This window comes from Streptomyces sp. NPDC012935 (genome assembly GCF_042900345.1).
Lineage (GTDB): Bacteria > Actinomycetota > Actinomycetes > Streptomycetales > Streptomycetaceae > Streptomyces.
Genome location: NZ_JBIBBC010000005.1, coordinates 109,570 through 132,950, shown reverse-complemented (window position 1 = coordinate 132,950; position 23,381 = coordinate 109,570). Strand labels below are relative to the sequence as shown.

General features: G+C 70.4%; 21 protein-coding genes and 1 pseudogene. 17 read left to right on the top strand and 5 right to left on the bottom strand.

Annotated elements, in window-relative coordinates; all coding sequences use genetic code 11:
- Nucleotides 1-103: 103 nt before the first annotated feature.
- Both ACFY5C_RS14790 and ACFY5C_RS14785 read right to left on the bottom strand, forming a co-directional pair.
- Entirely contained in the window at nt 104-874 is a 771-nt protein-coding gene (locus ACFY5C_RS14790; protein WP_328882455.1) for a DeoR/GlpR family DNA-binding transcription regulator, read from the bottom strand.
- Nucleotides 875-1,182: 308 nt separating this feature from the next.
- Entirely contained in the window at nt 1,183-2,007 is an 825-nt protein-coding gene (locus tag ACFY5C_RS14785) for an NAD-dependent epimerase/dehydratase family protein (RefSeq protein ID WP_389444367.1), read from the bottom strand.
- A 196-nt stretch (nt 2,008-2,203) separates the two neighbouring features.
- Between ACFY5C_RS14785 and ACFY5C_RS14780 the strand changes: the two genes are divergently transcribed.
- Entirely contained in the window at nt 2,204-3,157 is a 954-nt protein-coding gene (locus ACFY5C_RS14780) for a 5-dehydro-4-deoxyglucarate dehydratase (protein ID WP_389444365.1), read from the top strand.
- Nucleotides 3,154-4,317, top strand: a complete 1,164-nt coding sequence (locus tag ACFY5C_RS14775; RefSeq protein ID WP_389444363.1) for a hypothetical protein — start codon at nt 3,154-3,156, stop codon at nt 4,315-4,317. The genes ACFY5C_RS14780 and ACFY5C_RS14775 overlap by 4 nt, the downstream gene beginning before the upstream one ends.
- On the opposite strand, the gene ACFY5C_RS14770 is transcribed toward ACFY5C_RS14775, so the two are convergent.
- Entirely contained in the window at nt 4,254-5,489 is a 1,236-nt protein-coding gene (locus ACFY5C_RS14770; RefSeq protein WP_389444361.1) for an MFS transporter, read from the bottom strand. The genes ACFY5C_RS14775 and ACFY5C_RS14770 overlap by 64 nt on opposite strands.
- Before the next feature lie 80 nt (nt 5,490-5,569).
- Nucleotides 5,570-6,295, bottom strand: coding sequence for a DUF4328 domain-containing protein (locus tag ACFY5C_RS14765; protein ID WP_389444359.1), 726 nt, complete (start codon nt 6,293-6,295; stop codon nt 5,570-5,572).
- Nucleotides 6,296-6,503: 208 nt separating this feature from the next.
- Here ACFY5C_RS14765 and ACFY5C_RS14760 point away from each other — a divergent pair, with 208 nt between their 5' ends.
- Together ACFY5C_RS14760 and ACFY5C_RS14755 are read left to right on the top strand one after the other, a co-directional pair.
- Nucleotides 6,504-6,953, top strand: a complete 450-nt coding sequence (locus tag ACFY5C_RS14760; protein WP_389444357.1) for a DUF6010 family protein — start codon at nt 6,504-6,506, stop codon at nt 6,951-6,953.
- Nucleotides 6,954-7,009: 56 nt separating this feature from the next.
- Nucleotides 7,010-7,606 carry a TIGR03086 family metal-binding protein gene (locus ACFY5C_RS14755; protein ID WP_389444355.1) on the top strand — a complete coding sequence of 199 codons (597 nt, stop codon included), beginning with the start codon at nt 7,010-7,012 and terminating at the stop codon, nt 7,604-7,606.
- A 14-nt stretch (nt 7,607-7,620) separates the two neighbouring features.
- On the opposite strand, the gene ACFY5C_RS14750 is transcribed toward ACFY5C_RS14755, so the two are convergent.
- Nucleotides 7,621-8,277, bottom strand: a complete 657-nt coding sequence (locus tag ACFY5C_RS14750) for a hypothetical protein (protein ID WP_389444353.1) — start codon at nt 8,275-8,277, stop codon at nt 7,621-7,623.
- A 200-nt stretch (nt 8,278-8,477) separates the two neighbouring features.
- Between ACFY5C_RS14750 and ACFY5C_RS14745 the strand changes: the two genes are divergently transcribed.
- From ACFY5C_RS14745 to ACFY5C_RS14685, 13 genes and pseudogenes are all read left to right on the top strand, one after another.
- Nucleotides 8,478-9,146: a GntR family transcriptional regulator gene (locus tag ACFY5C_RS14745; RefSeq protein WP_362378510.1), complete on the top strand. Its 669-nt coding sequence runs from the start codon at nt 8,478-8,480 to the stop codon at nt 9,144-9,146.
- Nucleotides 9,143-10,051: a dihydrodipicolinate synthase family protein gene (locus ACFY5C_RS14740; RefSeq protein ID WP_389444351.1), complete on the top strand. Its 909-nt coding sequence runs from the start codon at nt 9,143-9,145 to the stop codon at nt 10,049-10,051. The genes ACFY5C_RS14745 and ACFY5C_RS14740 overlap by 4 nt, the downstream gene beginning before the upstream one ends.
- A complete protein-coding gene (gene araD / locus ACFY5C_RS14735) occupies nt 10,048-11,778 on the top strand; it encodes an L-arabinonate dehydratase (protein WP_389444349.1) in 1,731 nt (576 codons plus the stop codon). Before ACFY5C_RS14740 ends, araD begins: the two co-directional genes overlap by 4 nt.
- 85 nt (nt 11,779-11,863) lie before the next feature.
- A complete protein-coding gene (locus tag ACFY5C_RS14730) occupies nt 11,864-12,799 on the top strand; it encodes a carbohydrate ABC transporter permease (RefSeq protein ID WP_389444347.1) in 936 nt (311 codons plus the stop codon).
- Nucleotides 12,796-13,692: a carbohydrate ABC transporter permease gene (locus ACFY5C_RS14725; RefSeq protein ID WP_389444345.1), complete on the top strand. Its 897-nt coding sequence runs from the start codon at nt 12,796-12,798 to the stop codon at nt 13,690-13,692. The genes ACFY5C_RS14730 and ACFY5C_RS14725 overlap by 4 nt, the downstream gene beginning before the upstream one ends.
- A complete protein-coding gene (locus tag ACFY5C_RS14720) occupies nt 13,689-14,984 on the top strand; it encodes a polysaccharide lyase family 1 protein (protein WP_389444343.1) in 1,296 nt (431 codons plus the stop codon). The genes ACFY5C_RS14725 and ACFY5C_RS14720 overlap by 4 nt, the downstream gene beginning before the upstream one ends.
- A complete protein-coding gene (locus tag ACFY5C_RS14715) occupies nt 14,981-16,150 on the top strand; it encodes a Gfo/Idh/MocA family protein (RefSeq protein ID WP_389444341.1) in 1,170 nt (389 codons plus the stop codon). The genes ACFY5C_RS14720 and ACFY5C_RS14715 overlap by 4 nt, the downstream gene beginning before the upstream one ends.
- Nucleotides 16,150-16,995, top strand: a complete 846-nt coding sequence (locus tag ACFY5C_RS14710) for a PmoA family protein (RefSeq protein ID WP_389444339.1) — start codon at nt 16,150-16,152, stop codon at nt 16,993-16,995. The genes ACFY5C_RS14715 and ACFY5C_RS14710 overlap by 1 nt, the downstream gene beginning before the upstream one ends.
- A pseudogene (locus ACFY5C_RS14705) lies at nt 16,992-18,513 on the top strand (family 43 glycosylhydrolase). Before ACFY5C_RS14710 ends, ACFY5C_RS14705 begins: the two are co-directional and overlap by 4 nt.
- Nucleotides 18,514-18,555: 42 nt before the next feature.
- Nucleotides 18,556-19,656 (top strand): polysaccharide lyase family 1 protein, encoded by a 1,101-nt coding sequence (locus ACFY5C_RS14700; protein WP_389444337.1) that lies wholly within the window; start codon nt 18,556-18,558, stop codon nt 19,654-19,656.
- A 70-nt stretch (nt 19,657-19,726) separates the two neighbouring features.
- Nucleotides 19,727-21,076: an ABC transporter substrate-binding protein gene (locus ACFY5C_RS14695; protein ID WP_389444335.1), complete on the top strand. Its 1,350-nt coding sequence runs from the start codon at nt 19,727-19,729 to the stop codon at nt 21,074-21,076.
- A 108-nt stretch (nt 21,077-21,184) separates the two neighbouring features.
- Nucleotides 21,185-21,982, top strand: coding sequence for a rhamnogalacturonan acetylesterase (locus tag ACFY5C_RS14690; RefSeq protein ID WP_389444333.1), 798 nt, complete (start codon nt 21,185-21,187; stop codon nt 21,980-21,982).
- Nucleotides 21,983-22,013: 31 nt separating this feature from the next.
- A complete protein-coding gene (locus ACFY5C_RS14685) occupies nt 22,014-23,324 on the top strand; it encodes a polysaccharide lyase family 1 protein (protein ID WP_389444331.1) in 1,311 nt (436 codons plus the stop codon).
- Nucleotides 23,325-23,381 lie beyond the last annotated feature (57 nt).

The following is a 23,381-nucleotide window of genomic DNA, read 5'->3' as shown; positions in this document are numbered from 1 at the left end:
CTCCTGGACGTGAAAGAGGGGACGTATGGGGAGATAAGGGGTGTTGCGATACGTGAAAGTGCCCTGTGGGGGAGTGAGTTGCGATCTCGGAGTGCGGTGGCGGTCAGACCCGGATGACCTGGGGTCCCCGCAGCGAGTAGCGGTGGGCCTCGGCCGCGGGGAGCAGGGTGCTGGTGACGATCGTCTCCAGTGCGCCGATGTCGGCGAACCGGCAGAAGCTGACCGCCCCGAACTTGGTGTGCACGCCCGCGAACACCGTGCGGCGCGAGGCCCGGATCGCCTGTGCCTTGACCTCGCTGACGGCCGGGTCGGGGGTGGTCAGGCCGTGTTCGCGGGAGATGCCGTTGGCGCCGATGAACGCCAGGTCGATGACGAAGCCCGCCAGCATCTTCGTCGTCCAGTGGTCGACGGTGGCGAGGGTGCCGGACCGCACCCGGCCGCCGAGCAGCAGCACGGAGACGTGCTCCGTCTCGGCCAGCGCGCCCGCGACCGGCAGGGACGCGGTGACCACGGTCAGCGGCCGGTCGGTGGGCAGGGCCTCGGCGATGAGCTGCGGGGTGAAGCCCTCGTCGACGAAGACCGTCTCGGCGTCCCCGAGCAGCTCGGCCGCGGCGGCCGCGATCCTGCGCTTCTCGGGAACATGGCTGGTGGCCCGGAAGGCGAGAGTCGTCTCGAAGCCGGCGCTCTCCACCGGGTAGGCGCCGCCATGGGTACGCCGGAGCAGGCCGTGGTCCTCCAGGACGCGCAGGTCCCGCCGTACCGTCTCCTTGGCCACGCCCAGCTCGGCGGCGAGCGCGGTGACGTCGACCGAGCCGTCGCGCCGTGCGGCCAGCACGATCTCGCGCTGGCGTTCTTCCGCCGTCCTGGTGCTCATGCCGACCCTTGCCTTCCGCTTGCTGCCCGTTCGGGCCCGGTGCGGCCCATGGGGGAAGTTCTACAGCGGGTGTTCGGCACTGACCAGCTCTGTTGCAGGTTCGATGCTGCCCGTGTGTGCCCGTTCACGGTGCGGTGTGCCCGTCTCGGACCTGCATGGTTGTGGTGGGGCGCGTGAGATCGGGCGTGCGTGGTGCCCGAATACGGCGGCGGGCGGGCCCGTTCGGTGCCCGCCCGCCCTCTTGCGGCGAAATCTTTCGGTCAGTACGGCCGGATTTCGGTATGGCCGAATCTCGCCGGCGCCGGATATCAGTACGGCCAGATCGGCGGGTCGCTGACGAAGTGACCGCCCAGGTAGGTGTGCGCGATGTTCTCCGGGTCGAGCTCGCCCTGTTCGGCGATCAGTTTCTCGGCGTACGGCTCGGAGTCGTCCTGCGGCTCGTAGCCGAGGGAGCGGGCGGTCGTCAGGTCCCACCACAGACGGGTGTTCGCCGAGGAGCCGTGGACGACCGTGTGCCCCACGTCCTCGGCGGTCAGGGCCGCGTGGAAGAGGCGGGCGCCGTCGGCGGGGCTCATCCACACCGAGAGCATCCGGACGCTGGTCGGCTCGGGGAAGCAGGAGCCGATGCGCACGGACACCGTCTCCAGGCCGTGCTTGTCCCAGTAGAACTGCGCGAGGTCCTCGCCGAAGGACTTGGACAGGCCGTAGAAGGTGTCCGGGCGGCGCGGGGTGTCGATCGGGATCAGCGCGCTCGGCTCGTGCGGCGCGGTGCCCGCGGGGCGGGGTGTGAAGCCCACCGCGTGGTTGGAGGAGGCGAAGACGATGCGTCCGACGCCCTCCTCGCGGGCGGCCTCGTACAGGTGGTACGTGCCCTCGATGTTCGCCCGGAGAATCTTCTCGAACGGGGCTTCCAGGGAGATCCCGGCGAGGTGGATGATCGCGTCGACACCCCGCACGGCCTCGCGCAGTGCCTCCCGGTCGGCGAGGTCGGCGACGATCGTGCCCGGCTCGCCCTCGATGGGCCGCAGATCCAGGAGCCGCAGCTCATAGCCGTACGCCGGGAGGAGGTCCCGCATCAGGGTGCCGAGTCCGCCGGCGGCGCCGGTGAGCAGAACGGTGCGGGGGGCTGGCATCCTCGGTTCTCCTTGAGTCCAGGGCCGTATGCATGCACGGTATTCACACTCATGGACAAGTTAAGGATCATCGACCTTGCCCGTCAAGGGTGGTGCGTCATGCGTTCATAAACGTAAACTCTGATCAGAATCCCGCATGCGACCGTCTCGTTCCCGTGCAGCCGCCCTCGTTACGTCCTCGTTCTAGGGAGAGCCCGTGACGCCAGCCCCCCTTGCCGCACGCCTCAGCGTTCCCGGCGGGCCGTTGTTCTTCCCCGTCACCGCCTACGGCTCCGACGGCTCGGTCGACCTCGACACGTACCGCACCCACGTCCGGCGCGGCGTGGACGCCGGTGCGGCCGCCGTGTTCGCGTGCTGCGGTACCGGGGAGTTCCACGCGCTCACGCCCGAGGAGTACGAGGCCTGCGTGCGGGTGGCCGTAGAGGCTGCCGCGGGACGCGTGCCGGTCGTCGCGGGCGCCGGATACGGCACCGCCCTCGCCGTCCGGTACGCGCGGCTCGCCGAGGGGGCCGGGGCGGACGGGCTGCTCGCCATGCCGCCGTATCTCGTCCTTGCCGGGCAGGAGGGCCTGCTGCGGCACTACCGGGAGATCGCGGCGGCGACCACGCTCCCCGTCATCGTCTACCAGCGCGACAACGCCGTCTTCACCCCGGACACCGTCGTCGAGCTGGCCCGCACGGACGGCGTGATCGGGCTCAAGGACGGGCTCGGTGACCTGGACCTCATGCAGCGGATCGTCAGCGCCGTACGCACCGGGTACCCCGGCGAGTTCCTCTACTTCAACGGCCTGCCGACCGCCGAACAGACCCAGCTCGCCTACCGCGCCATCGGCGTCACGCTCTACTCCTCCGCCGTGTTCTGCTTCGCCCCGGAGATCGCCCTCGCCTTCTACGGCGCGCTCGAGGCCGGCGACGACGCGACCGTCACCCGCCTCCTGGACGGCTTCTACCGCCCCTTCGTCGAACTGCGTGCCCAGGGCCGCGGATACGCCGTCGCCCTCGTCAAGGCCGGCGTACGGCTGCGGGGGCTGGACGTGGGGGAGGTCAGGCCGCCGCTGGACGAGCCGGGCGAGGATCATGTCAAGCAGCTCGCCGAGGTGATCGAGCGCGGTCACGCGCTGCTGGAGAAGGAGCCGGAGGACACCGAGTGAAGGCGTCGGCATTCGTCTACCCCTGGGACGTCAACGGAGACCCGGGGGCACCCGCGAGGATCGCCGCCCTCGGCGTGCGACAAGTGACGCTCGCCTCCGCCTACCACTCCACCCGCGCCCTCACCCCGCGCCATCCCCGCCACCGCATCGTCACCGCCGAGCACGCGGCCGTGCTCTACCCGGCGGACGACCGGTGGACGGGCCGGGAGCTGCGCCCGTACCCGGCCGGGGACTGGGCACCCGGCGACGCCTTCGGCGAGGCGGCCGAAGCGCTGGCGACCGCCGGGCTGGAGGTGCACACCTGGGTGGTCCTCGCGCACAACTCCCGCCTGGGCGCCGACCATCCGCACACCTCGGTCGTCAATGCCTACGGCGACCGCTATCCCTGGGCCCCGTGCATCGCGCAGCCCGCCACCCGCGCGTACCTCGTCGACCTGGCCGCCGAGGCCGCCGTACGCCCGGGGGCCCGCGGCACCGAGCTCGAGTCCCTCGGCTGGTACGGCTTGCAGCACCTGCACGCCCACGACAAGACCGGCGGAGTCCCGCTCGGGGACGCCGGGACGTACCTGATGGCGCTCTGCTTCTGCCCGACCTGCCGGGAGGGCTACGGCGCCCAGGGCCTGGACGCCGACGAGCTGGCGGCAGCGGTACGCATCGCCCTGGAGCCGCTGTGGCGGGGAGCGGCGGACGACGGGGGGTGGGCCGGCGTCGAGAAGCTGCTCGGCCCGCAGAGGGCGGCGGCCACACGCGCGTGGCGTGACGAAACCGCCCGCACGCTCCAGGAGACGGCCGTCCGGGCGGTGCGCCGCGCCGCTCCCGACGGCTTCCAGGTGCTGCTGCACGCCGACCCGGTGACGTATCACGTCGGCGCGAACGCCGGCGTCGACCCCGAGCACATCCTGTCCGTCGCGGACGGCGTCGTCGTGCCGTGCGCGGGCGGCCCCGGCCTGCTGGCGCCCTTCGCGGAGCAAGGCCGTGACGGCGCGGTCCTGGCCGCCAACTTCGGCGTGGTCTCCGGCATGGGCGGAAGCCCGGGCACGCTGGCGTCGGACACGGCACGCGCGCGTGAGCTGGGGGCCACCGAGATCCGGCTCTATCACGCGGGGTTGGCGTCCGACGACGACTTGGCCGCGGTGCGGGAGGCGCTCGCCGCCCTCTGAAGCAGCGGCAGGGCGGTCAGCAGCCACGCCGGGCCCAGGAGGGCCAGCAGCAGCTGTACGTCGAGCAGTTCGACCAGCGCCGCACCTGCCGCCAGCCCGATGACGTTCGGCGTGAAGACGAGCGTGTTGGCCGTGGCGGCCGTACGGCCGAGCAGCGCGTCCGGCGTCTCGCGCTGCACGGCGGTGAGCGCGGCGATCAGCACACAGGGCAACCCCACGCCGGCCGCCGCGCTGCAGGCCAGGGCCACCGGATCGGACGGGATCGCCCGCAGGCCGGCCGCGGTGGCCGTCAGGGCGATGCCGTACGCGGCGAAACGGCGTTCGCCGAGTCGGCGCAGCAAGGGGCCGGACAGCAGCCCGATCGCGACGGAACCGGCCCCTTGGACGGCGTACAGCACACCGGCGTACGCGGGGTCGTGCCCTAGACCGTCGATGACGGCGTAGATCGTCGCCCCGCTGAGCCCTGCGAACAGCATGGTGCTGCCGCCGGCCAGGACGAGGGGGCGCAGCCGCGGGTGCCCCCACAGGAAGCGGGCGCCCTCGGCGGTCTGCGTCCGCCAGTCGCCGGGCGGCCGCTCGGGCCTGCTCTCGCGCACGCGCAGGCACGCGTACAGGCCGGTCGCGACCACGAACGTCACGGCGTCGAGCAGGGCGACGCTCGCGCCCCCGTACGCCGCGTAGACGCCCGCGCCGGCCAGCGGGGCGAGAAGCTTCATGCCCTCGGAGGCGGTCATGCGCAGCCCGTTGAAGTCGCCGAGCAGCGACGCGGGGACCGCGCTCGCGACGAGGGCGGACTCGGCGGCGTCGTGGACGACGCCTGCGGCGCCGTAGACGAAGAGGACCGCGAAGAGGAGCCAGAGGCGGGCCGGGGAGTCGACGGTGAAGAGGGTGAGCAGGAGGGCGGCCAGGAGGAGGTTCGCGCCGATCAGCAGGGGCTTGCGGCGGATGCGGTCGGCGAGCGTGCCCAGGAGCGGGCCGGCCAGGGTGGGGGCCCACATGGCGAGCATGCACAGCGCGGCCAGGCCGTCGGAGCCGGTGAGGTCCTTCACCCACACGCCGGACACCAGCCACAGCGCCGAGGTGCCGAAGCCGGAGACGACGGCTCCGGTGAGGTAGAGGGCGGCATTGCGGTCGCGCAGGACGCGGGGGAGGGCCCAGGTGCTGGTCGTCATGTCAGGCCACTGTGGGGCTGAGGCGGGGCCGTGGGGATCCGTGAAGTGCCTTAGATGTGGCCTGGACGCGACGGGAGACGCTAAGCCGACGTCTCCTTGACGACCGCGGCCCGGTACGGGCCCTCAACCGCTTTGCGCCGCTGCATGGCGGTCAGCCGGACGGCGAAATGGACGGCGGCAGCGGCGGCGGCGATGTGCACCACGTCGGCTGCCATGTACTGCCCCACCGCGTCCTTGATCTCCGTCAACGTCTCGGCGTCCTGGTACTTCTGCCCGGCGAACCGATTGAACAGGACGCTGAAGACGAACAGCGCCCACCACAGGTTCAGGGGCCAGGCCCGCGTCCGGTGGGTCTCGCCCGCGGCCGGCAGCTGAGTGGCGGCCCCCCACATGTCGAAGGCGACGCGGTACGGCATCCAGAGGTTCACCAGCGGGATGAGCCAGGCCCCGATGGCCCACCCGGGTCCGTTGCGGAACCGGTCCGGGGCCAGCAGCCCGGTGTTGCGGCGCATGCGGAAGAACCAGACGACGAACACGATCGCGGCGGGCAGGTACACGATGCCCTGGAATCGCCCGGCCGTGTCGTACAGCGAGGCGGCGGCGTCCAGCTCCTGCTGCGGAGACGTGAGGAAGCCGCCGTCATTGTCGATCACGGTGCGGAGCCGGAATCCGGCGAAGAGGCTGAACACGTCGCACAGCGCAACCAGAGCGAGCCCCCCGACAGCTGCGATCAGGAGGCCACGGGACGATTCGGGGGTCCCGTTCGGCAGCAGGGGACGCGGACGCAGATCACTGGATTCGGACATGGCGATGCGGCCCCCCACGGGCAAGAAGAGAAGAGGTCCGCGGACAACACGCGGCCGACGCACGATACGTCGATCATGTATATCCCGTCCATGACAATCCGGCGCGGCGAGAATCCGTTGGAAGCTGTCGATTCAGCCACTGGGACGGATGAGGGCGCGCTCATAGCGTGATGAGCCGTCCAAGTCATCCATGCGCAAAGGCACTTCCATGCAATACGTCGCCCCGATCGGCATCGGCGTCCTCTACGCCCTCGTGATGTCCCTCATCCGGGAACCGCACCGCCGCCGCTTCAACGCGGTCATGATCGCCGGAGCGGGCGCCGCCTATCTGAGCGGCGGCGGCATGGGCGGCTGGGAGTTCGCGTTCGCCGCGGTGCTCACCTACGTCGCCTGGCGCGGCCTGGACTCGTGGACCTTCATCGGCATCGGCTGGCTGCTGCACACCGCGTGGGACATCGTCCACCACATCAAGGGCAACCCGATCATCCCCTTCGCCCACACCTCCTCCCTGGGCTGCGCGATCTGCGACCCGGTGATCGCCCTGTGGTGCTTCGCGGGCGGGAAGACGCCTAGGGAGCTGGTGGAACGGGTCCGGCAGGCTCCCTCCACGGCAGGCCAGGTTCCTCTCATCGTCACCTCGTCACCTCGTCGCCGATGAGTTTCGCCCCCGCCGCCGGTCCCCCTCTCAGGAACACGTCTGTGAGGAGCCCGCCCATGACCGGCACGACCACCCTCGACCTCGGACCGCAGACCCGCATCGTCGCCCGGCTCGCCGAAGCCGTCACCGACGACCAGCTCTCCGCGCCGACGCCCTGTCCGGACATGGCGGTGCGCAACCTGCTGGGCCACCTGCTCGGACTGTCCGTCGCCTTTCGTGATGCCGGCCGCAAGGACCTGGGCCCCACGACCGACACCGAACCCGGATCCGCCCTCCCGGACATCGGCCCGGGCTGGCGCGAGGAGCTGCCCAAGGTGCTCGACGAAGTGGCCGAGGTGTGGCGCGCCCCGGACGCGTGGGCCGGCATGACCCGCGCGGGCGGCGTGGACCTGCCCGGTGCGGTGGCCGGCGCGGTGGCCGTGGACGAGCTGGTGATCCACGCCTGGGACCTGGCCGTGGCCACGGGGCAGCCGTACGCGCCGGACCCGGCCGCCCTGCAGATGTCGTACGACTTCCTGCGCGCAGCCGCTGCCGAGGGCGACCGCGGCGGCGGCATCTTCGGCCCGGTGGTCCCGGTGCCGGAGGAGGCGCCGCTGCTGGCCCGGGCGGTGGGGCTGAGCGGGCGGGATCCGCGCTGGGGGAGCGACGGCTGACCTGGGGAGTTTCCCTAGCCGACCTGGTGCTCAACGCGGTGCCGCAGGTATTCGTCGGAGTGGGTGCGGGCGATGTGCACCGCCTCGGCGACCAGGTCGTGCAGGTCGGCGGGGTAGTGGCGCGGGTTCAGGGGGAGTCCGGGGAGTATGCAGCGGCGCACGTCAAGGTCGTCGTTGCTCACGAACTCGCGCAGCGTGGCCTCGTGCCACGCGGCACGGAGGTCGGCCACGGCGTCGAACTGCGCCTTGCTCTCGGGCGTCGGCACCCGCGACTGCCCGCCGCGAAACCTCAGCGGCGCCTGCGCCCAGTACCAGGCGCGGGCCGCCCCGGCGCGCTCGTGGTCCGTTCCCGTCCGCACATACTCGATCAACGCGGTCTGCACCCGTCGGCGACCGAACACGGTCACAGCAGGCTCGACGAACATCCGGTTGTGGCTGGGGTCGGGGTCGAGGACTGCCGTGCGCAGGAGCGGGTCGAAGAGCAGCTCGGGCAACGTTTCCAGGTCGCGCAGGGCCCGCCGGAACGCCATCCGCGCCGCCCCCTGCCACTCCCGGTCGCGCGGCACCCGGTCGGGGAGGTCGACACCGGCCAGTCGGGCCAGCTCGGCCAGTTGCAGACGGAACGCCGATGTCCGGTCCAGCGGCCGGCCGGGAAGCGGTGCGAACGTCATCGGCGGTGTCCTTCCTGAGGTGTTGTCGGAGCAGCGTAGGCCCGCGACCCCAACTTCCTTTGTCAGAAGCGTTGACGAATCATGCGCCCCCTCCTACCTTCATCGCGTCGCACTTCGTACGTCATATATGAGACGCGATACGTGAGATCCGATACGCGAGACCCCAGTCCCTGGGCCCCGCGAAGATCCGAGAGGCGCGCATGACCTCTGTGCCCACGCCGATCCCCTCCCGCACGCAGTTTGTGCTGGAGGAGATCAAACGCCGCATCCTCACCGGGCAGTTGACGCCCGGTCAGGCCCTGGTCGAGACCGAGCTCGCCGCGCAGTTCGGGGTGTCGAAGACCCCGGTGCGCGAGGCGCTCAAGACGCTGGCCGGGACCGGGCTGGTCGTGATGAGCCAGTACAAGGGCGTCACGGTGCGCATGGTGGACGCGGACATGGCGCGCGAGGTCTACGACGTGCGGTTGCTGCTGGAGCCCGAGGCGCTGAAGCGGGCCGTCAGGCGCGGCGCCTCCCTCGACGCCGCCCGCGACGCGCTGACCCGCGCCGATGCGGCCGGCGACACCGCCGAACGCTCCCTGGCCAACCGGGAGTTCCACCGCGCCCTCTACCTGCCGTGCGGCAACCCGCTGCTCGGCCGGATGCTCGACGAAGTACGGGATCAGGCCGCCCTCGTCTCCGCGGTCGCCTGGGCCGCCTCACCCTCCTGGGAGCGGGAGGCCGGCGAGCACCGGGACATCCTGCGGCTGGCCCTCGAGGGGGACGCCGACGGCGCGGCGCGCGCCCTGCACGCCCACATCGCGTCGTTCGTGCAACGGGCCTTCCCGGACGCGGGAGTCGAGGCCCAGGGAGAGGACGGTCCGGCATGACAACGACGTTCGAACCCCAGCGGACGGCCCTGGCCGACGTGGTGGCGATCCCGGTGACCCCGTTCGCCGGGGACGGCCGCGTCGACCAGGACGCCCACCGGGCCCTGCTGCGTCGCCTGCTCGACGGGGGCGTCACCACCCTCACCCCCAACGGCAACACCGGCGAGTTCTACGCCCTCACTCCCGAAGAGCGCCGCCTCGTCACCGAGTTGACCATCGAGGAGGCGGGCGACCGCGCCGCCGTCCTGGTCGGCGTCGGCCACGACGTGCCCACCGCCATCACCTCCGCCCGGCACGCGCGCGAGCTCGGCGCCCGGATGGTGATGGTCCACCAGCCGGTCCACCCGTACGTCTCCCAGAGCGGCTGGGTCGACTACCACCGCGCGATCGCCGCTGCCGTACCCGACCTCGGCGTCGTCCCGTACATCCGCAACGCCCAGCTCGGCGGCGCGCGCCTCGCCGAACTCGCCGACGACTGCCCGAACGTCGTAGGCGTGAAGTACGCCGTCCCGGACGCCGCCAAGTTCGCGGCCTTCGCCCGCGACGCCGGCCTCGACCGCTTCGTGTGGGTCGCCGGGCTCGCCGAGCCGTACGCGCCCTCGTACTTCTCCGCGGGCGCCACCGGCTTCACCTCCGGGCTCGTGAATGTCGCCCCCGCCGTCTCCATGAACATGATCGAAGCGCTGCGAGCCGGGGACTACCCGGGCGCGATGAAGGTCTGGGAGCAGATCCGCCGCTTCGAGGAACTGCGCGCCGCGAACGGCTCCGCCAACAACGTCACCGTCGTCAAGGAGGCCCTCGCCTCCCTCGGCCTGTGCCGCCGCGACGTCCGCCCGCCCAGCAGGGAACTGCCCGAGGGCGAGCGCGCCGAAGTCGCCGCCATCGCCGCCGGGTGGTCGATATGACCGGCAGGAAGCGCCCCGAGGACCTCAGAAGCCATCAGTGGTACGGCACCGAGGGCCAGCTGCGCACCTGGTCGCACAACGCCCGCATGCGGCAGCTGGGATACGAGGCGGAGGAGTACCGGGGCCGTCCGGTGATCGCCGTCCTCAACACCTGGTCCGACATCAACCCCTGCCACGTCCATCTGCGCGAACGCGCCGAGGCGGTCAAGCGGGGGGTGTGGCAGGCCGGGGGCTTCCCGCTCGAGTTCCCGGTGGCCACGCTCTCGGAGACGTACCAGAAGCCGACCCCGATGCTCTACCGCAATCTGCTCGCGATGGAGACGGAGGAGCTGCTGCGCTCGTACCCGATCGACGCGGCCGTGCTGCTCGGGGGTTGCGACAAGTCGACACCTGCGCTGCTCATGGGCGCGGCCTCGGCCGACGTACCGTCGATATTCGTGCCCGCGGGGCCGATGCTGCCCGGGCACTGGCGCGGTGAGACCCTCGGGTCCGGTACCGACATGTGGAAGTACTGGGACGAGCACCGCGCGGGCAACCTGACCGACTGTGAACTCCGCGAACTCCAGGGCGGTCTGGCGCGGTCGCCCGGTCACTGCATGACCATGGGGACCGCGTCCACGATGACCGCGGCGGCGGAAGCCCTCGGCATGACGCTGCCGGGCGCCTCCTCGATCCCGGCCGTCGACTCCGGGCACGAGCGCATGGCCGCCGCCTCCGGGCGCCGCGCCGTGGAGCTCGCGTGGACCGGGCTCAAGCCCTCCGGGATTCTCACCCGAGAGGCTTTCGAGGACGCCGTCACCACGGTGCTCGGGCTCGGCGGCTCCACCAACGCGGTCATCCATCTGATCGCGATGGCCGGACGCTGCCAAGTGCCGCTCACCCTGGCCGACTTCGACCGCATCGCGCGTACCGTTCCGGTGCTCGCCAACGTCCGTCCCGGCGGACGAACGTATCTGATGGAGGACTTCCACTTCGCCGGCGGCCTGCCCGCCTTCCTCTCCCGGATCACCGGCCTGCTGCACCTGGACCGGCCGACGGTCGGCGGCACCCTGCGGGAGCAGCTCCAGGGCGCCGTCGTCCACGACGACGACGTCATCCGCACCCGCGAGAACCCGGTCGCCGACGAGGGCGGCGTCGCCGTGCTGCGTGGCAACCTCTGCCCGGACGGCGCCGTCATCAAGCACATCTCGGCCGAGCCGCACCTGCTCGAGCACACCGGTGCCGCCGTCGTCTTCGACGACTACAAGACGATGCAGCGGACCATCAACGACCCGTCGCTGGGCATCACAGCCGACAGCGTGCTGGTGCTCCGCAACTCCGGGCCCAAGGGCGGTCCGGGCATGCCCGAGTACGGCATGCTGCCGATCCCCGACCACCTGCTGAAGCAGGGCGTACGGGACATGGTGCGGATCTCCGACGCCCGGATGAGCGGCACGAGTTACGGCGCGTGTGTGCTGCACATCGCGCCGGAGTCGTATGTCGGCGGACCGCTGGCCCTCGTGCGCACCGGTGACCTGATCGCCCTGGACGTCAAGGCGCGCTCTCTTCAACTCATCGTGGACGACGAGGAGTTGGAGCGCCGCCGGGCCGAGTGGACGCCTCCGCCCGCGCGGTACGAGCGCGGCTACGGAGCGCTCTACAACGAGCAGATCACCCAGGCCGACACCGGTTGCGACTTCGAGTTCCTCGCGCGGCCGGGCAAGGTGCGGGACCCGTACGCCGGTTGAACCACCCTCGACCGCAACCCAGGTTCTTTTGGTCGAGATCCCGAACAATGATCGGAAAGCGCTTCACCGAGATCGGAGAACTGTCATGGCCCAAGCCGCAGCCGTGGCGAAACCGCCCGCGCCACCCCGGCGGCGCCGTGCCTCCGCCACCCCGCGCAGGCTCCCGTATCTGCTGATCGCCCCGGCGGCCCTGCTCATGCTGGGCTTCATCGCCTACCCGGTGATCAGCGTCTTCTACTACAGCCTGCAGGAGTACAACCCCACCAAGCCATGGCGCAACGGCTTCACGGGCTTCGACAACTTCGTCCACGCCTTCACCGCGGACCCGCTGTTCTGGGACACCCTCGTCTTCAGCGCCAAGTGGGTGTTCGTCGAGGTCGGGCTCCAGCTGCTGTTCGGGCTCGCGCTCGCGCTGATCGTCAACCAGACCTTTGCGGGACGCGCGCTGGGCCGGGCGCTCGTGTTCTCGCCGTGGGCCGTCTCCGGGGTGCTGACCTCGGCGATCTGGGTGCTGCTCTACAACTCCCAGACGGGCATCACCCGTTACCTCGCGGACGTCGGCATCGGCTCCTACGGCACCAGCTGGCTGTCGGACACCTCCACCGTGTTCCCGGCGGCGGTCGTCGCCGACCTGTGGCGCGGGGTGCCCTTCTTCGCGATCCTGATCCTCGCCGACCTCCAGTCCGTCTCCAAGGACCTGTACGAGGCGGCCGAGGTCGACGGGGCCGGCCGGATCAAGCAGTTCTGGCACATCACACTGCCCCACCTCAAGGACGCGATCGTCCTGTCCACCCTGCTGCGCGCGGTGTGGGAGTTCAACAACGTCGACCTGCTCTACACGCTGACGGGCGGCGGCCCGGCGGGCGTGACCACGACCCTGCCGCTCTACATCGCCAACACCAGCGTCGACGCACACAACTTCGGCTACGCGTCGGCCCTGACGGCCGTCGCGTTCGTGATCCTGCTCTTCTGCTCGATGGTCTATCTGCGACTGAGCAAGTTCGGAGGTGAGGACAAGTGAGCGTCAAGGAAGCCACCCAGGTCGCGCCCGCGCCCATGCGGGCCGCCCCCGAACCGCCCCGTCCGAGGAAGAAGCACCGCGCCTACGACGAGGTGCCGCGCTGGCAGATCTACCTGCCGCTGTCGATCTACCTGGTCTTCACCCTGATCCCCTTCTACTGGATCCTGCTGTTCTCCCTGCGCCCGGCCGGCTCGACCTCGCTCGTGCCCTGGCCGATGACCTTCGACCACTTCGAGAAGGTGTGGACGGAGCGGAGCTTCGGCACCTACTTCCAGAACAGCGTCCTCGTCGGCGTCGTCACCCTGCTGATGACGACGCTGGTGGCGCTGGCCGGCGGCTACGCCCTCGCGCGCTTCAACTTCAGGATCAAGCGGGCCTTCATGCTGGCCCTGCTGTGCTCCCAGTTCGTGCCGGGCGCGCTGCTCCTGGTGCCGCTGTTCGAGATCTTCGCCGAGCTGCAGATGATCAACTCGCTGGGCAGCGTCATCATCGCCGAGACGGTGTTCCAGCTGCCGCTGTCGATGATCCTGATCAGCAACTTCATCAAGAACGTGCCGTACTCCCTGGAGGAGGCCGCCTGGGTCGACGGCTGCAACCGGATGACCGCATTCAGGATCGTCGTCCTGCCGCTGCTGCGGCCCGGTCTGATCGCCGTCGGCTCCTTCGCCTTCGTGCACTCATGGAACCATTTCCTGTTCGCCCTGATGTTCCTCAACAACCAGGAGAAGCAGACCATCCCGGTCGGCCTCAACACCCTGATGGGCGCGGACAGCGTCGACCTCGGCGCGCTCGCCGCGGGCGGCATCATCGCGGCCGTACCCGTCGTGATCGTGTTCGCCTTCATCCAGAAGTGGCTGATCACGGGCTTCAGTGCCGGGGCGGTCAAGGGATGAGACTTCGTCAGATCGTCATGGCGGCGGCCCTGTTGGGACTGCTCAGCGTTCCGGCCCACGCCGACGAGGGCCGCGACGTCAGCCGCGACACCCTCGCCCCGAACGACGGCTGGGCCGCGGCCGACGGTGGTACCACGGGGGGTTCCACCGCCGACGACGCCCACGTCTTCACCGTACGCAACCGAAGTGAGCTCGTCCGCGCCCTCGACGGCGGCAGCGCGACGCCGAAGATCATCAGGATCGCCGGCACCATCGACGCCAACACCGACGACGACGGCGACCACCTGGACTGCGCCGACTACGCCACCGACGGCTACGACACCGGCAGGTACCTGGCCGCCTACGACCCCCGCACCTGGGGCTCCGCCAGACCGAGCGGCCCGCAGGAGGAGGCCCGCCAGGCCTCGGCGGCCGGACAGGCCGAACGGATCGTGCTGGCCGTCGGCTCCCACACCACCATCGTCGGGCTCGGTTCCTCGGCTGTCCTCAAGGGCGCGAGCCTTCAGCTTCAAGGCGCGACCAACGTCATCGTCCGCAACCTCGAACTCCGCGACGCCTACGACTGCTTCCCCGTGTGGCAGCCCAACACCGGCGGTCTCGGTGACTGGAAGACCGCATACGACAACCTCTGGCTGCGCGGCGCCACCCATGTGTGGATCGACCATGTGACCCTCAGCGACAAGGGTCACCCGGACGAGCGGGAGCCCACGTACTTCGGCCGCAACTACCTTCGCCACGACGGCCTGCTGGACATCACCAACGGCTCCGACCTGGTCACCGTCTCCTGGAGCCGGTTCGCCGACCACGACAAGGCGATCCTCATCGGCAACGGCGACACGGCCACCGGGGACCGCGGCAAGCTGCGTGTCACCCTGCACCACAACGCGTTCGAGTCCGTCGTCCAGCGAGCCCCGCGCGTCCGTTTCGGGCAGGTGCACCTCTACAACAACCGGTACGTCGTCCCCGCCGGCGCCCACGACCACCGCTACTCCGTCGGAGTGTCGACCGAGTCGGCGATCCACGCCGAGAACAACGCCTTCCACACCCCTGGCCACATCGAGGTCGCCGACCTGGTCAAGAGCTGGAACGGCACCGCCCTGCACCAGTCGGGCACCCTCTTCAACGGCTATCCGGTGGATCTGCTGGCCATCCACAACGCCTACAACTCCGGCAGCGAGCGTGATCTCACGGCCGACGTCGGCTGGACACCTACCCTGCACACAAAGATCGACAGCGCCGCCACGGCCGACCGAGCGGTGGCACGCGGCGCGGGCGCAGGGAGGATCCCATGAGCACTGCCGTACCCGTCGTGCTGGCGGGCGCGCGCGGCCACGGCCGCTGGCACCTCGACAACATCCGCCGCCTCCAGGACAAGGGGATCGTGCGGCTGGCGGGGATCTGCGAGCTGACCCCGCTGAGCGAGGAAGAGCTCCCCGAGGGGCTCGTCACGCCTTCGGGTGCACCCGAACAGTCCGCCGACTTCGGCGCCCTCCTCGACTCCACCGGCGCCCGGATCACCGTGATCTGCACGCCGATCCCGACCCACACCGACCTCGCCCTGACGGCGGCCCGGCGTGGCGTGCACATCCTGCTGGAGAAGCCGCCCGCCCCGTCGTACGCCGAGTTCCGGCGCATGGCCGACGGGGTCGCCGAGGCCGGCGTCGCCTGCCAGATCGGCTTCCAGTCGCTGGGCTCGCACGCGGTGCCGGCGATCCGGACGCTGATGACCGACGGTGCGATCGGCGCGATCTCCGGGATCGGCGGGGCCGGCGCCTGGGCGCGCCCCGAGGCGTACTACCGGCGGGCCCCCTGGGCGGGCAGGCGCAGGCTGCACGGCGTCGACGTCATCGACGGGGTGCTCACCAACCCCCTCGCGCACGCCGTCGCCACCGCGCTCGCGCTGGGCGGGACGGTGCACGCCGGGGACGTCACCGCCATCGAGACCGAACTGCTGCGCGCCAACGACATCGAGTCCGACGACACCTCCTGCGTCCGCGTCACCACGGCACAGGACCGCCCGGTCGTCGTCGGCGCCACCCTGTGCGCCGAGGACCCCGACGAGCCGTACGTCGTCGTCCACGGCGAACAGGGCAGGATCACCTTCTGGTACAAGCAGGACCGCGTCCTGCTCCAGCGCGCCGGCCACGGCCCCGAGGAGTACGAGTACGGCCGTACGGACCTGCTGGAGAACCTCGTCGAGCACGTCACCGACGGCGCCGACCTGCTGGTCACACCCGATGCGACCGGCGCTTTCATGAAGGTCGTTGAAGCGATTCGACTGGCCCCGGACCCGGCCCCGCTGCCCGCCGAGGCCTGGCGGCTGCTCCCCGAGGAGCAGCGCCGTGTCGTGCCCGGCATCGACGGCCTCGTCGCCGCCGCAGCCGACACCCTCGCCCTCTACTCCGAGCTGGGCGCTGCCTGGGCGCTCCCGGCGAGAACGAAAGAGGTGAGCACCTGATGACCCCCCAAGACACCGCGGTGCTGCGCGTCGCGGGCCGCCCGGTCGGCCGGTACGTCACCCGGCCCGAACTGCCGGCCCGGCTCTCCCCGCGCCCGTATCTGCACCCCGTCACCACCCTGGCCGGCACGGCGGTCACCGAGCTGAGCCCCGCCGACCACGCACACCACCTCGGCGTCGGTGTCGCCGTTCCCGACGTCGAGGGGGCCAACTTCTGGGGCGGACGCACCTACGTCCGCGACCAGGGTCCGACCGAACTGGACAACCACGGCGCCCAGCGGCACTCCGCCTTCCAGCTGCGCGACCCCGACGGCTTCGTCGAGGAACTGCGCTGGGTGGCGGCAGGGGCCGAGCTGCTGCGCGAGCGCCGTACCCTCGCGGCCACCGAACTCACCGCGTTCGCCTGGGCGTTGGACTTCACCTTCTCCCTGACCAACGTCACCTCCGGCCCGCTGACCATCGGCAGCCCCGCCACCAACGGGCGCCCGGGCGCGGCCTACGGCGGGTTCTTCTGGCGGGCCCGCAAGGAATCCTCGGCGCCCGACGTGTTCACCGTCGACAGCGAGGGCGAGCAGGAGATCCACGGCAGCCGGGCCCCCTGGGTGGCGCTCGCGGGCGCCACCTGGACCCTGATCTTCGCCGGGGCCACCGAACAGACCCGCCTGGACCCGTGGTTCGTGCGCGCCGAGGAGTACCCGGGCGTCGGCTCCTGCCTCGCCGTCGAGGAGCGGCTCCCGATCCCGCCCGGCGAGACCGCTGTACGCCGGATCGTGACCGTGGTCGCCGACGGCCGTATCAGCCGGCTCGAAGCGGCGTCCCTGGTCCGCAAGGCGGTGAGCCCGTGACGACCGGGACCGGCACCTACCCGAACACCTACACGAACCCTGTCCTGAACGCCGACTGGTCCGACCCGGACGTCGTCCGCGTCGGCGACGACTTCTACCTCACCGCCTCCAGCTTCGGCCGCGCCCCGGGCCTGCCCCTGCTCCACTCCCGCGACCTGGTCAGCTGGACCCTGGTCGGCCATGCCCTGGACCGCCTGGAACCGGCGGGGGAGTTCACCTCACCGCGCCACGACTGCGGTGTCTGGGCCCCCGCCCTCCGCCACCACGACGACCGCTTCTGGATCTTCTGGGGCGACCCCGACCGGGGCATCTTCCAGGTCAACGCCCCCGAGATCCGCGGCCCGTGGACCCGCCCGCACCTGGTGAAGCCGGGCAGAGGCCTGATCGACCCCTGCCCCCTCTGGGACGACGAGACCGGCGACGCCCATCTCGTGCACGCCTGGGCCAAGTCCCGCTCCGGCGTCAAGAACCGCCTCACCGGCCACCGGATGCACCCGGACGGCACCGAACTCCTCGACGACGGCAAGCTGATCGTCGACGGCGACCGCATACCCGGCTGGTTCACCCTCGAAGGCCCCAAGCTCTACAAGCACGACGGCTGGTTCTGGATCCTGGCACGGCGGAGTGGAGACCGGCTGGCAGGGCGCCTTCCGCTCACGCGAGTTCTTCGGGCCGTACGAGGAGAAGATCGTCCTCGAACAGAAGGACACCGACGTCAACGGACCGCACCAGGGCGGCTGGGTGCGCACCCCGTCGGGTGAGGACTGGTTCCTGCACTTCCAGCAGCGGGGCGCCTACGGCAGGGTCGTCCATCTCCAGCCGATGCGCTGGAGTGCCGACGGCTGGCCGGTGCCAGGCCGGAACGGCGCACCCGTCGCCGTACACCGCAGGCCCGGCCTGCCACCGCAGCCGCCCGCCGCCCCCGCCACGGACGACGACTTCCCCGGCGGACGCTTCGGCCGCCAGTGGTCGTGGACCGCCAATCCGCGGGACGGCTGGGCCACCCAGCACTCCGGCGACGGGCTGAGACTCGCCTGCGTCCGCACCGCAGACGCCCACGATCTGCGCAGACTGCCGCACATCCTCACCCAGCGACTGCCCGGGAACCCGTGTGCCGTCGAGGTCGGTCTGCGGCTGGACAGCGTGGAGCCGGGAGCGCGGGCGGGGCTCGCGGTGCTCGGGGACGCGTTCTGCTGGATCGGTCTGCAGCGGGGCGCGGACGGGGCGGTCCATGTCGTGCACCGGTTCGCCGAGGCCGTGGCGGAGCGGGAACGGGACGCCGCACACGCCCGGCTCGCGCCTGAGGGGCGGGTGCGGCTGCGGATCGAGATCGGGGCCGGGGCGCGCTGCCGGTTCTTCTACGACGTCGGCGATGGCCCCCGTCCTTCGGGCCCCGTGTTCGCCGCCACGCCCTGGCGCTGGGTCGGCGCCCTGCTCGGGCTCTTCGGCCTCGCGCCCGACGGCCAGGGACACGCCGGAGCGGCAACCTTCTCGCACTTCAGGATCGACTCCTTGTAACGCACCCGACCCGTAGACCTGTTGAGCCTGTTGGGAGCCGCAATGACGCAGCACCTTGATAGCAAGCGCTTGCACAGACCGGGGTACGGCACGGTCCTGGCCGCCGTCCTGGGCCTTGTCGCCGCGCTGAGTCTCGGAGTGATCGGAGAGGCGAACGCCGCGGGTCCGTCGGCGGCTTCGCCTTCCGCCGATCGCCGGCCCGACCGACCCCACGGCTTCGCCTCCCTCGCCGGGGGCACCACCGGTGGGGCGGGCGGCGAGGTCGTCACCGTCACCGACCAGACCTCCCTGGCCAAGTACGCGGCGGCAAAGGAGCCGTACGTCATCCGGGTGCGGGGCGCCGTCACCGCGCGGCCCTTCGGCGCGAACATCACCGTCGCCTCGGACAAGACCATCGTCGGCGTCGGCACGAGCGGCGAACTGGTGCAGGGCGAGTTCCACCTCGAACCCGGCACGCACAACGTGATCATCCGCAACCTGACGATCCGCGACTCGGCGATCGAGGGCAACTGGGACTGCAAGGACACCGACTTCGACGGCATCCAGATGGACACCGTCCACCACGTGTGGATCGACCACAACCGCTTCTCGAACATCTGCGACGGCCAGCTGGACGTCCGCAAGGACAGCGAGTACGTGACCGTCTCCTACAACCGGTTCGAGAACAACAACAAGACCTTCGGACTCGGCTGGACGGCCGACGTCAGGACGCAGATCACGATCGACCACAACTGGTTCGCGGGCACCAAGCAGCGCAACCCCTCCGTGGACAACGCCGCCTACGCGCACCTGTACAACAACTACCTGACCGCACAGGCCGATCCGGGCGACCCGGTGTGGACGTACGGCAACTGGTCGCGGGGCCGGACCAGGATGGTCATCGAGAACAGCTACTACCGCGACGTCCAGCACCCCTACCAGGCCGACGCCACCGCGGAGCTGGTGCAACGCGGGTCGATCCTCAGGAACACGACCGGCCAGCACGACGAGTGGGGTGCCGCCTTCGATCCGCGGGACTTCTACGACTACCGACTGGACCCCGCGGCAGCCGTGCCGGCGCTGGTGACGCGCTTCTCGGGCCCGCAGCAGCGGATCGGCCACCTCGAGGGTGCCGATGGCTGGGCGTCAGATGCCCGGCGCTGAGCCTGCCTCGCGCCTCGAAGACCCCCACAACTTCATATCTCCGTCTGATCCGGAAGAAGAGAGCCGACCAATGAAGATCAGCATTCGCAGAAGCAGGCGCGCGGCCGTGGCCGTCGCTCTGGGCTCCGTCCTCGCCCTGACCGCCACCGCCTGCGGTGACGACGGCAGCAGCGCGGGCGGCGACAAGGGCGCCGAGGGCAGCGGCACCGGAAAGATCGTCTTCTGGGACAACAACGGCGGTGTCCGCACCGACATCTGGAAGGAGGTCATCGCCGACTTCGAGAAGGCCAACCCGGACATCAAGGTCGAGTACGTCGGGATCCCGTCCACCGACTACCAGTCCAAGGTGGACACCGCCATCCAGGGCGGCGGCCTGCCGGACGTCGGCGGCGTCGGCGCGGCCATGCTCGCCGGGTTCGCCGCGCAGAACGCGCTGGAGCCACTGGACGACCGGCTCGCCAAGTCCTCCCTGAACGGCAAACTGAACGAGGACATGGTCGCCTCGCTGAAGGCCGCGGGGGGCGGTGACGGCAAGCTGTACTCGGTGCCGACCTCCGCCAACAACGGTGTGCTGTACTACCGCACCGACCTGTTCGAGAAGGCGGGGCTGGACGAGCCGGCGACCTGGGACAAGTTCTACGAGGCCGCCGAGAAGCTGACCGACGCCCAGAAGAACGAGTTCGGGTACACCATCCGTGGTGGTGCCGGCTCCATCGCGCAGGCGCTGGACGCCATGTACGGGCAGTCCGGGATCACGTCCTTCTGGGACGCGAGCGGTGAGAAGACGACCGTCAACGACCCCAAGAACGTGGCCGCCTTGGAGAAGTACGCCGCGCTCTACAAGAAGGTCACTCCCGCCGCCGACCTCAACAACGACTTCACCAAGATGGTCGCCCAGTGGGATTCCGGCACGATCGGAATGCTCAACCACAACCTCGGGTCGTACCAGGATCATGTGAAGGCGCTGGGAACCGACAAGTTCCGGGGTATTCCGCAGCCGGTCGGCTCGGGCGGCAAGCGGGTGCAGGTGTCCAACCCGGTTGACGGGATGGGGCTGTTCAAGAGCTCCAGGAACAAGGACGCCGCCTGGAAGTTCATCGAGTTCGCGACCTCGCGCGAGGAGAACTCGAAGTTCAACAAGGCGGCCGGGCAGGTGCCGTCGAACAACGACGCCGCGAAGGACGCGTGGATTTCTGAGGCCGAGCCTACGAAGTTGGCTGCTGCCGCACTGACCGACGGGTCCACGACGATTGTGCAGTTGCCGTACTACCTGCCCGACTGGAACACCATCTCCAAGGCCGACAACGAGCCGAACCTCCAGAAGGTGCTGAACGGGGACATGAGCGCCAAGGAGTTCCTGGACACGGTGGCCGGTCAGCTGAACGAGGCTCAGGCCGAGTGGAAGTCGCGCAACGGCTGAGAGCTCGGTCGATTCGCTGCGCGGCCGGCTGCCCGTCTTGTTGTGGCTGGTCGCGCAGTTCCCCGCGCCCCTAGGTGGGACAACTCGCCCCTGCTGAAAGGCACCCCCGTGTCCCTTACCCGCAGACAGGTCAATTTCGCGGCCGTTGCCGCCGTTCCCCTCGCCCTCGCGGGCACCGGTATCGCCCAAGCAGCGCAGCGCCACCGCACCCTCTACATCGCCGGTGATTCCACCGCCGCTCAGAAATACGCCGACGCCGCCCCCGAGACCGGGTGGGGCATGGCGCTTCCCTTCCTCCTGCGCAAGAACCTGCTCGTCTCCAACCATGCGGTGAACGGGCGCAGTTCGAAGAGCTTCGTCGATGAGGGGCGGCTGGATGTCGTCCTCGCCGCCATCCGGCCCGGCGACCTCCTGCTCATCCAGTTCGCGCACAACGACGAGAAGGCCACCGACCCCGCCCGGTACACCGAGCCCTGGACCACCTACCAGGACTACCTGCGTCTCTACATCGCCGGCGCCGTTGACCGTGGTGCCCGTCCCGTTCTTGCCACCGCTGTCGAGCGCCGCAGGTTCGACGGTGACGGCAACGCTCTGCCGACCCACGGCGACTATCCGGCGGCGATGCGTGCGCTCGCCCGGGAGGAGCGCGTCGCGCTGCTCGACGTTCAGGCGCTGTCGCTCGCGTTGTGGCAGCGGCTCGGGGTCGAGGAGACGAAGACGTACTTCAACTGGACCGCCACCGAGCAGGACAACACGCACTTCAACCCGCCGGGCGCGATCGCCGTGGCGCGTCTCGTGGTGCGGGAGCTGCTGCGTACGCGGGTGCTCGGCCCGCAGGACGTGCGCCGGCTCGGCGAGGAGATCCCGGAGTCCTGGATCACCTGGCCGGAAGCCTCCGCCGCGTAACCACCCCGACTGCAGAAGAGAGAGCCGCACAATGAACGCACGGATATGGCATGGGCATGCCACAAAGAGGGCTGCCGTTCTGATCGGCTGCTCGGCCCTCGTCCTCGGTCTCATCGGTACCGCCGCCCAGGCCGGGCCTCGCGACCTCGGCCGCCAGGTCCTCGGCGCGAACGACGGCTGGGCCTCCGAGGGCGCCGGGACGACCGGCGGGGCCGGCGCCGACGCCGCACATGTGTACACCGTGAGCACCTGGGCGGAGTTCCGGCAGGCGCTCGCCGACGGCACAGGCGCGCCCAGGATCATCAGGGTCGACGGCATGATCGACGCCGCGTCGGAGGGCTGCGACGCCTTCGCGGCGGACGGGTACGACTTCCAGCGGTACCTCGCCGACTACGACCCCGCCGTGTGGGGCCACGACAACCCCGTCAGCGGGGAACAGGAGGAGCTGCGCGCCGCGTCCGCCGCCCGGCAGGACCAGGCCGTCAAGGCGAACGTCCCCGCCGACACCACCATCGTCGGGGTCGGCAAGGGCTCCGGCATCCTCGGCGGCAGCCTCCAGATCAAGGGCGTCGACAACGTCATCCTGCGCAACCTCACCATCGAGGCCCCCGTCGACTGCTTCCCGCAGTGGGACCCGACCGACGACAACAAGACCGGTGCCTGGAACTCCGAGTACGACGGCGTGGTGGTGTACGGCTCGACCCATGTGTGGATCGACCACAACACGCTCACCGACGGCCGCTACCCGGACAGCTCCCTCCCGTCGTACTTCGGCAAGGTCTACCAGCAGCACGACGGGCTCCTCGACATCGTGCGCGGCGCCAACCACGTGACCGTGTCCTGGAACTCCTTCGAGGACCACGACAAGACCATGCTGATCGGCAACAGCGACAGCGCGGGTTCCACCGACACCGGCAAGCTCAAGGTCACCCTGCACCACAACCGCTTCGAGGGGATCGTCGAGCGGGCGCCCCGGGTGCGGTTCGGGCAGGTCGACTCGTACAACAACCACTTCGTCGTCACCGGGGACCAGAACTACGCGTACGTCTTCGGCATCGGCGCCTCCTCGCAGCTGTACGCCACGCACAACGCCCTCTCGCTGGCGCCCGGCGTCAGCGTCGGCAAGGCGCTGAAGAAGTGGAACGAGGCGCCGCTGACCGCCGAGGACAACTACGTCAACGGGAAGCTGACGGATCTCATCGCCGTCCACAACGCCGAGATCCCCGGCGAGCCGCTCCGGTCCGGCGCCGGATGGACGCCGACCCTGCGGACCAAGGTCGACAACCCCAAGGCGGTGCCTGGCATCGTCGACCGCTGCGCGGGTGCCGGCAAGCTGCGCTGACCTCCGTCTCCCGACCCGGGCCGGCCGCCCCGGCCCCCCCGGCCCCCCCGGCCCGGC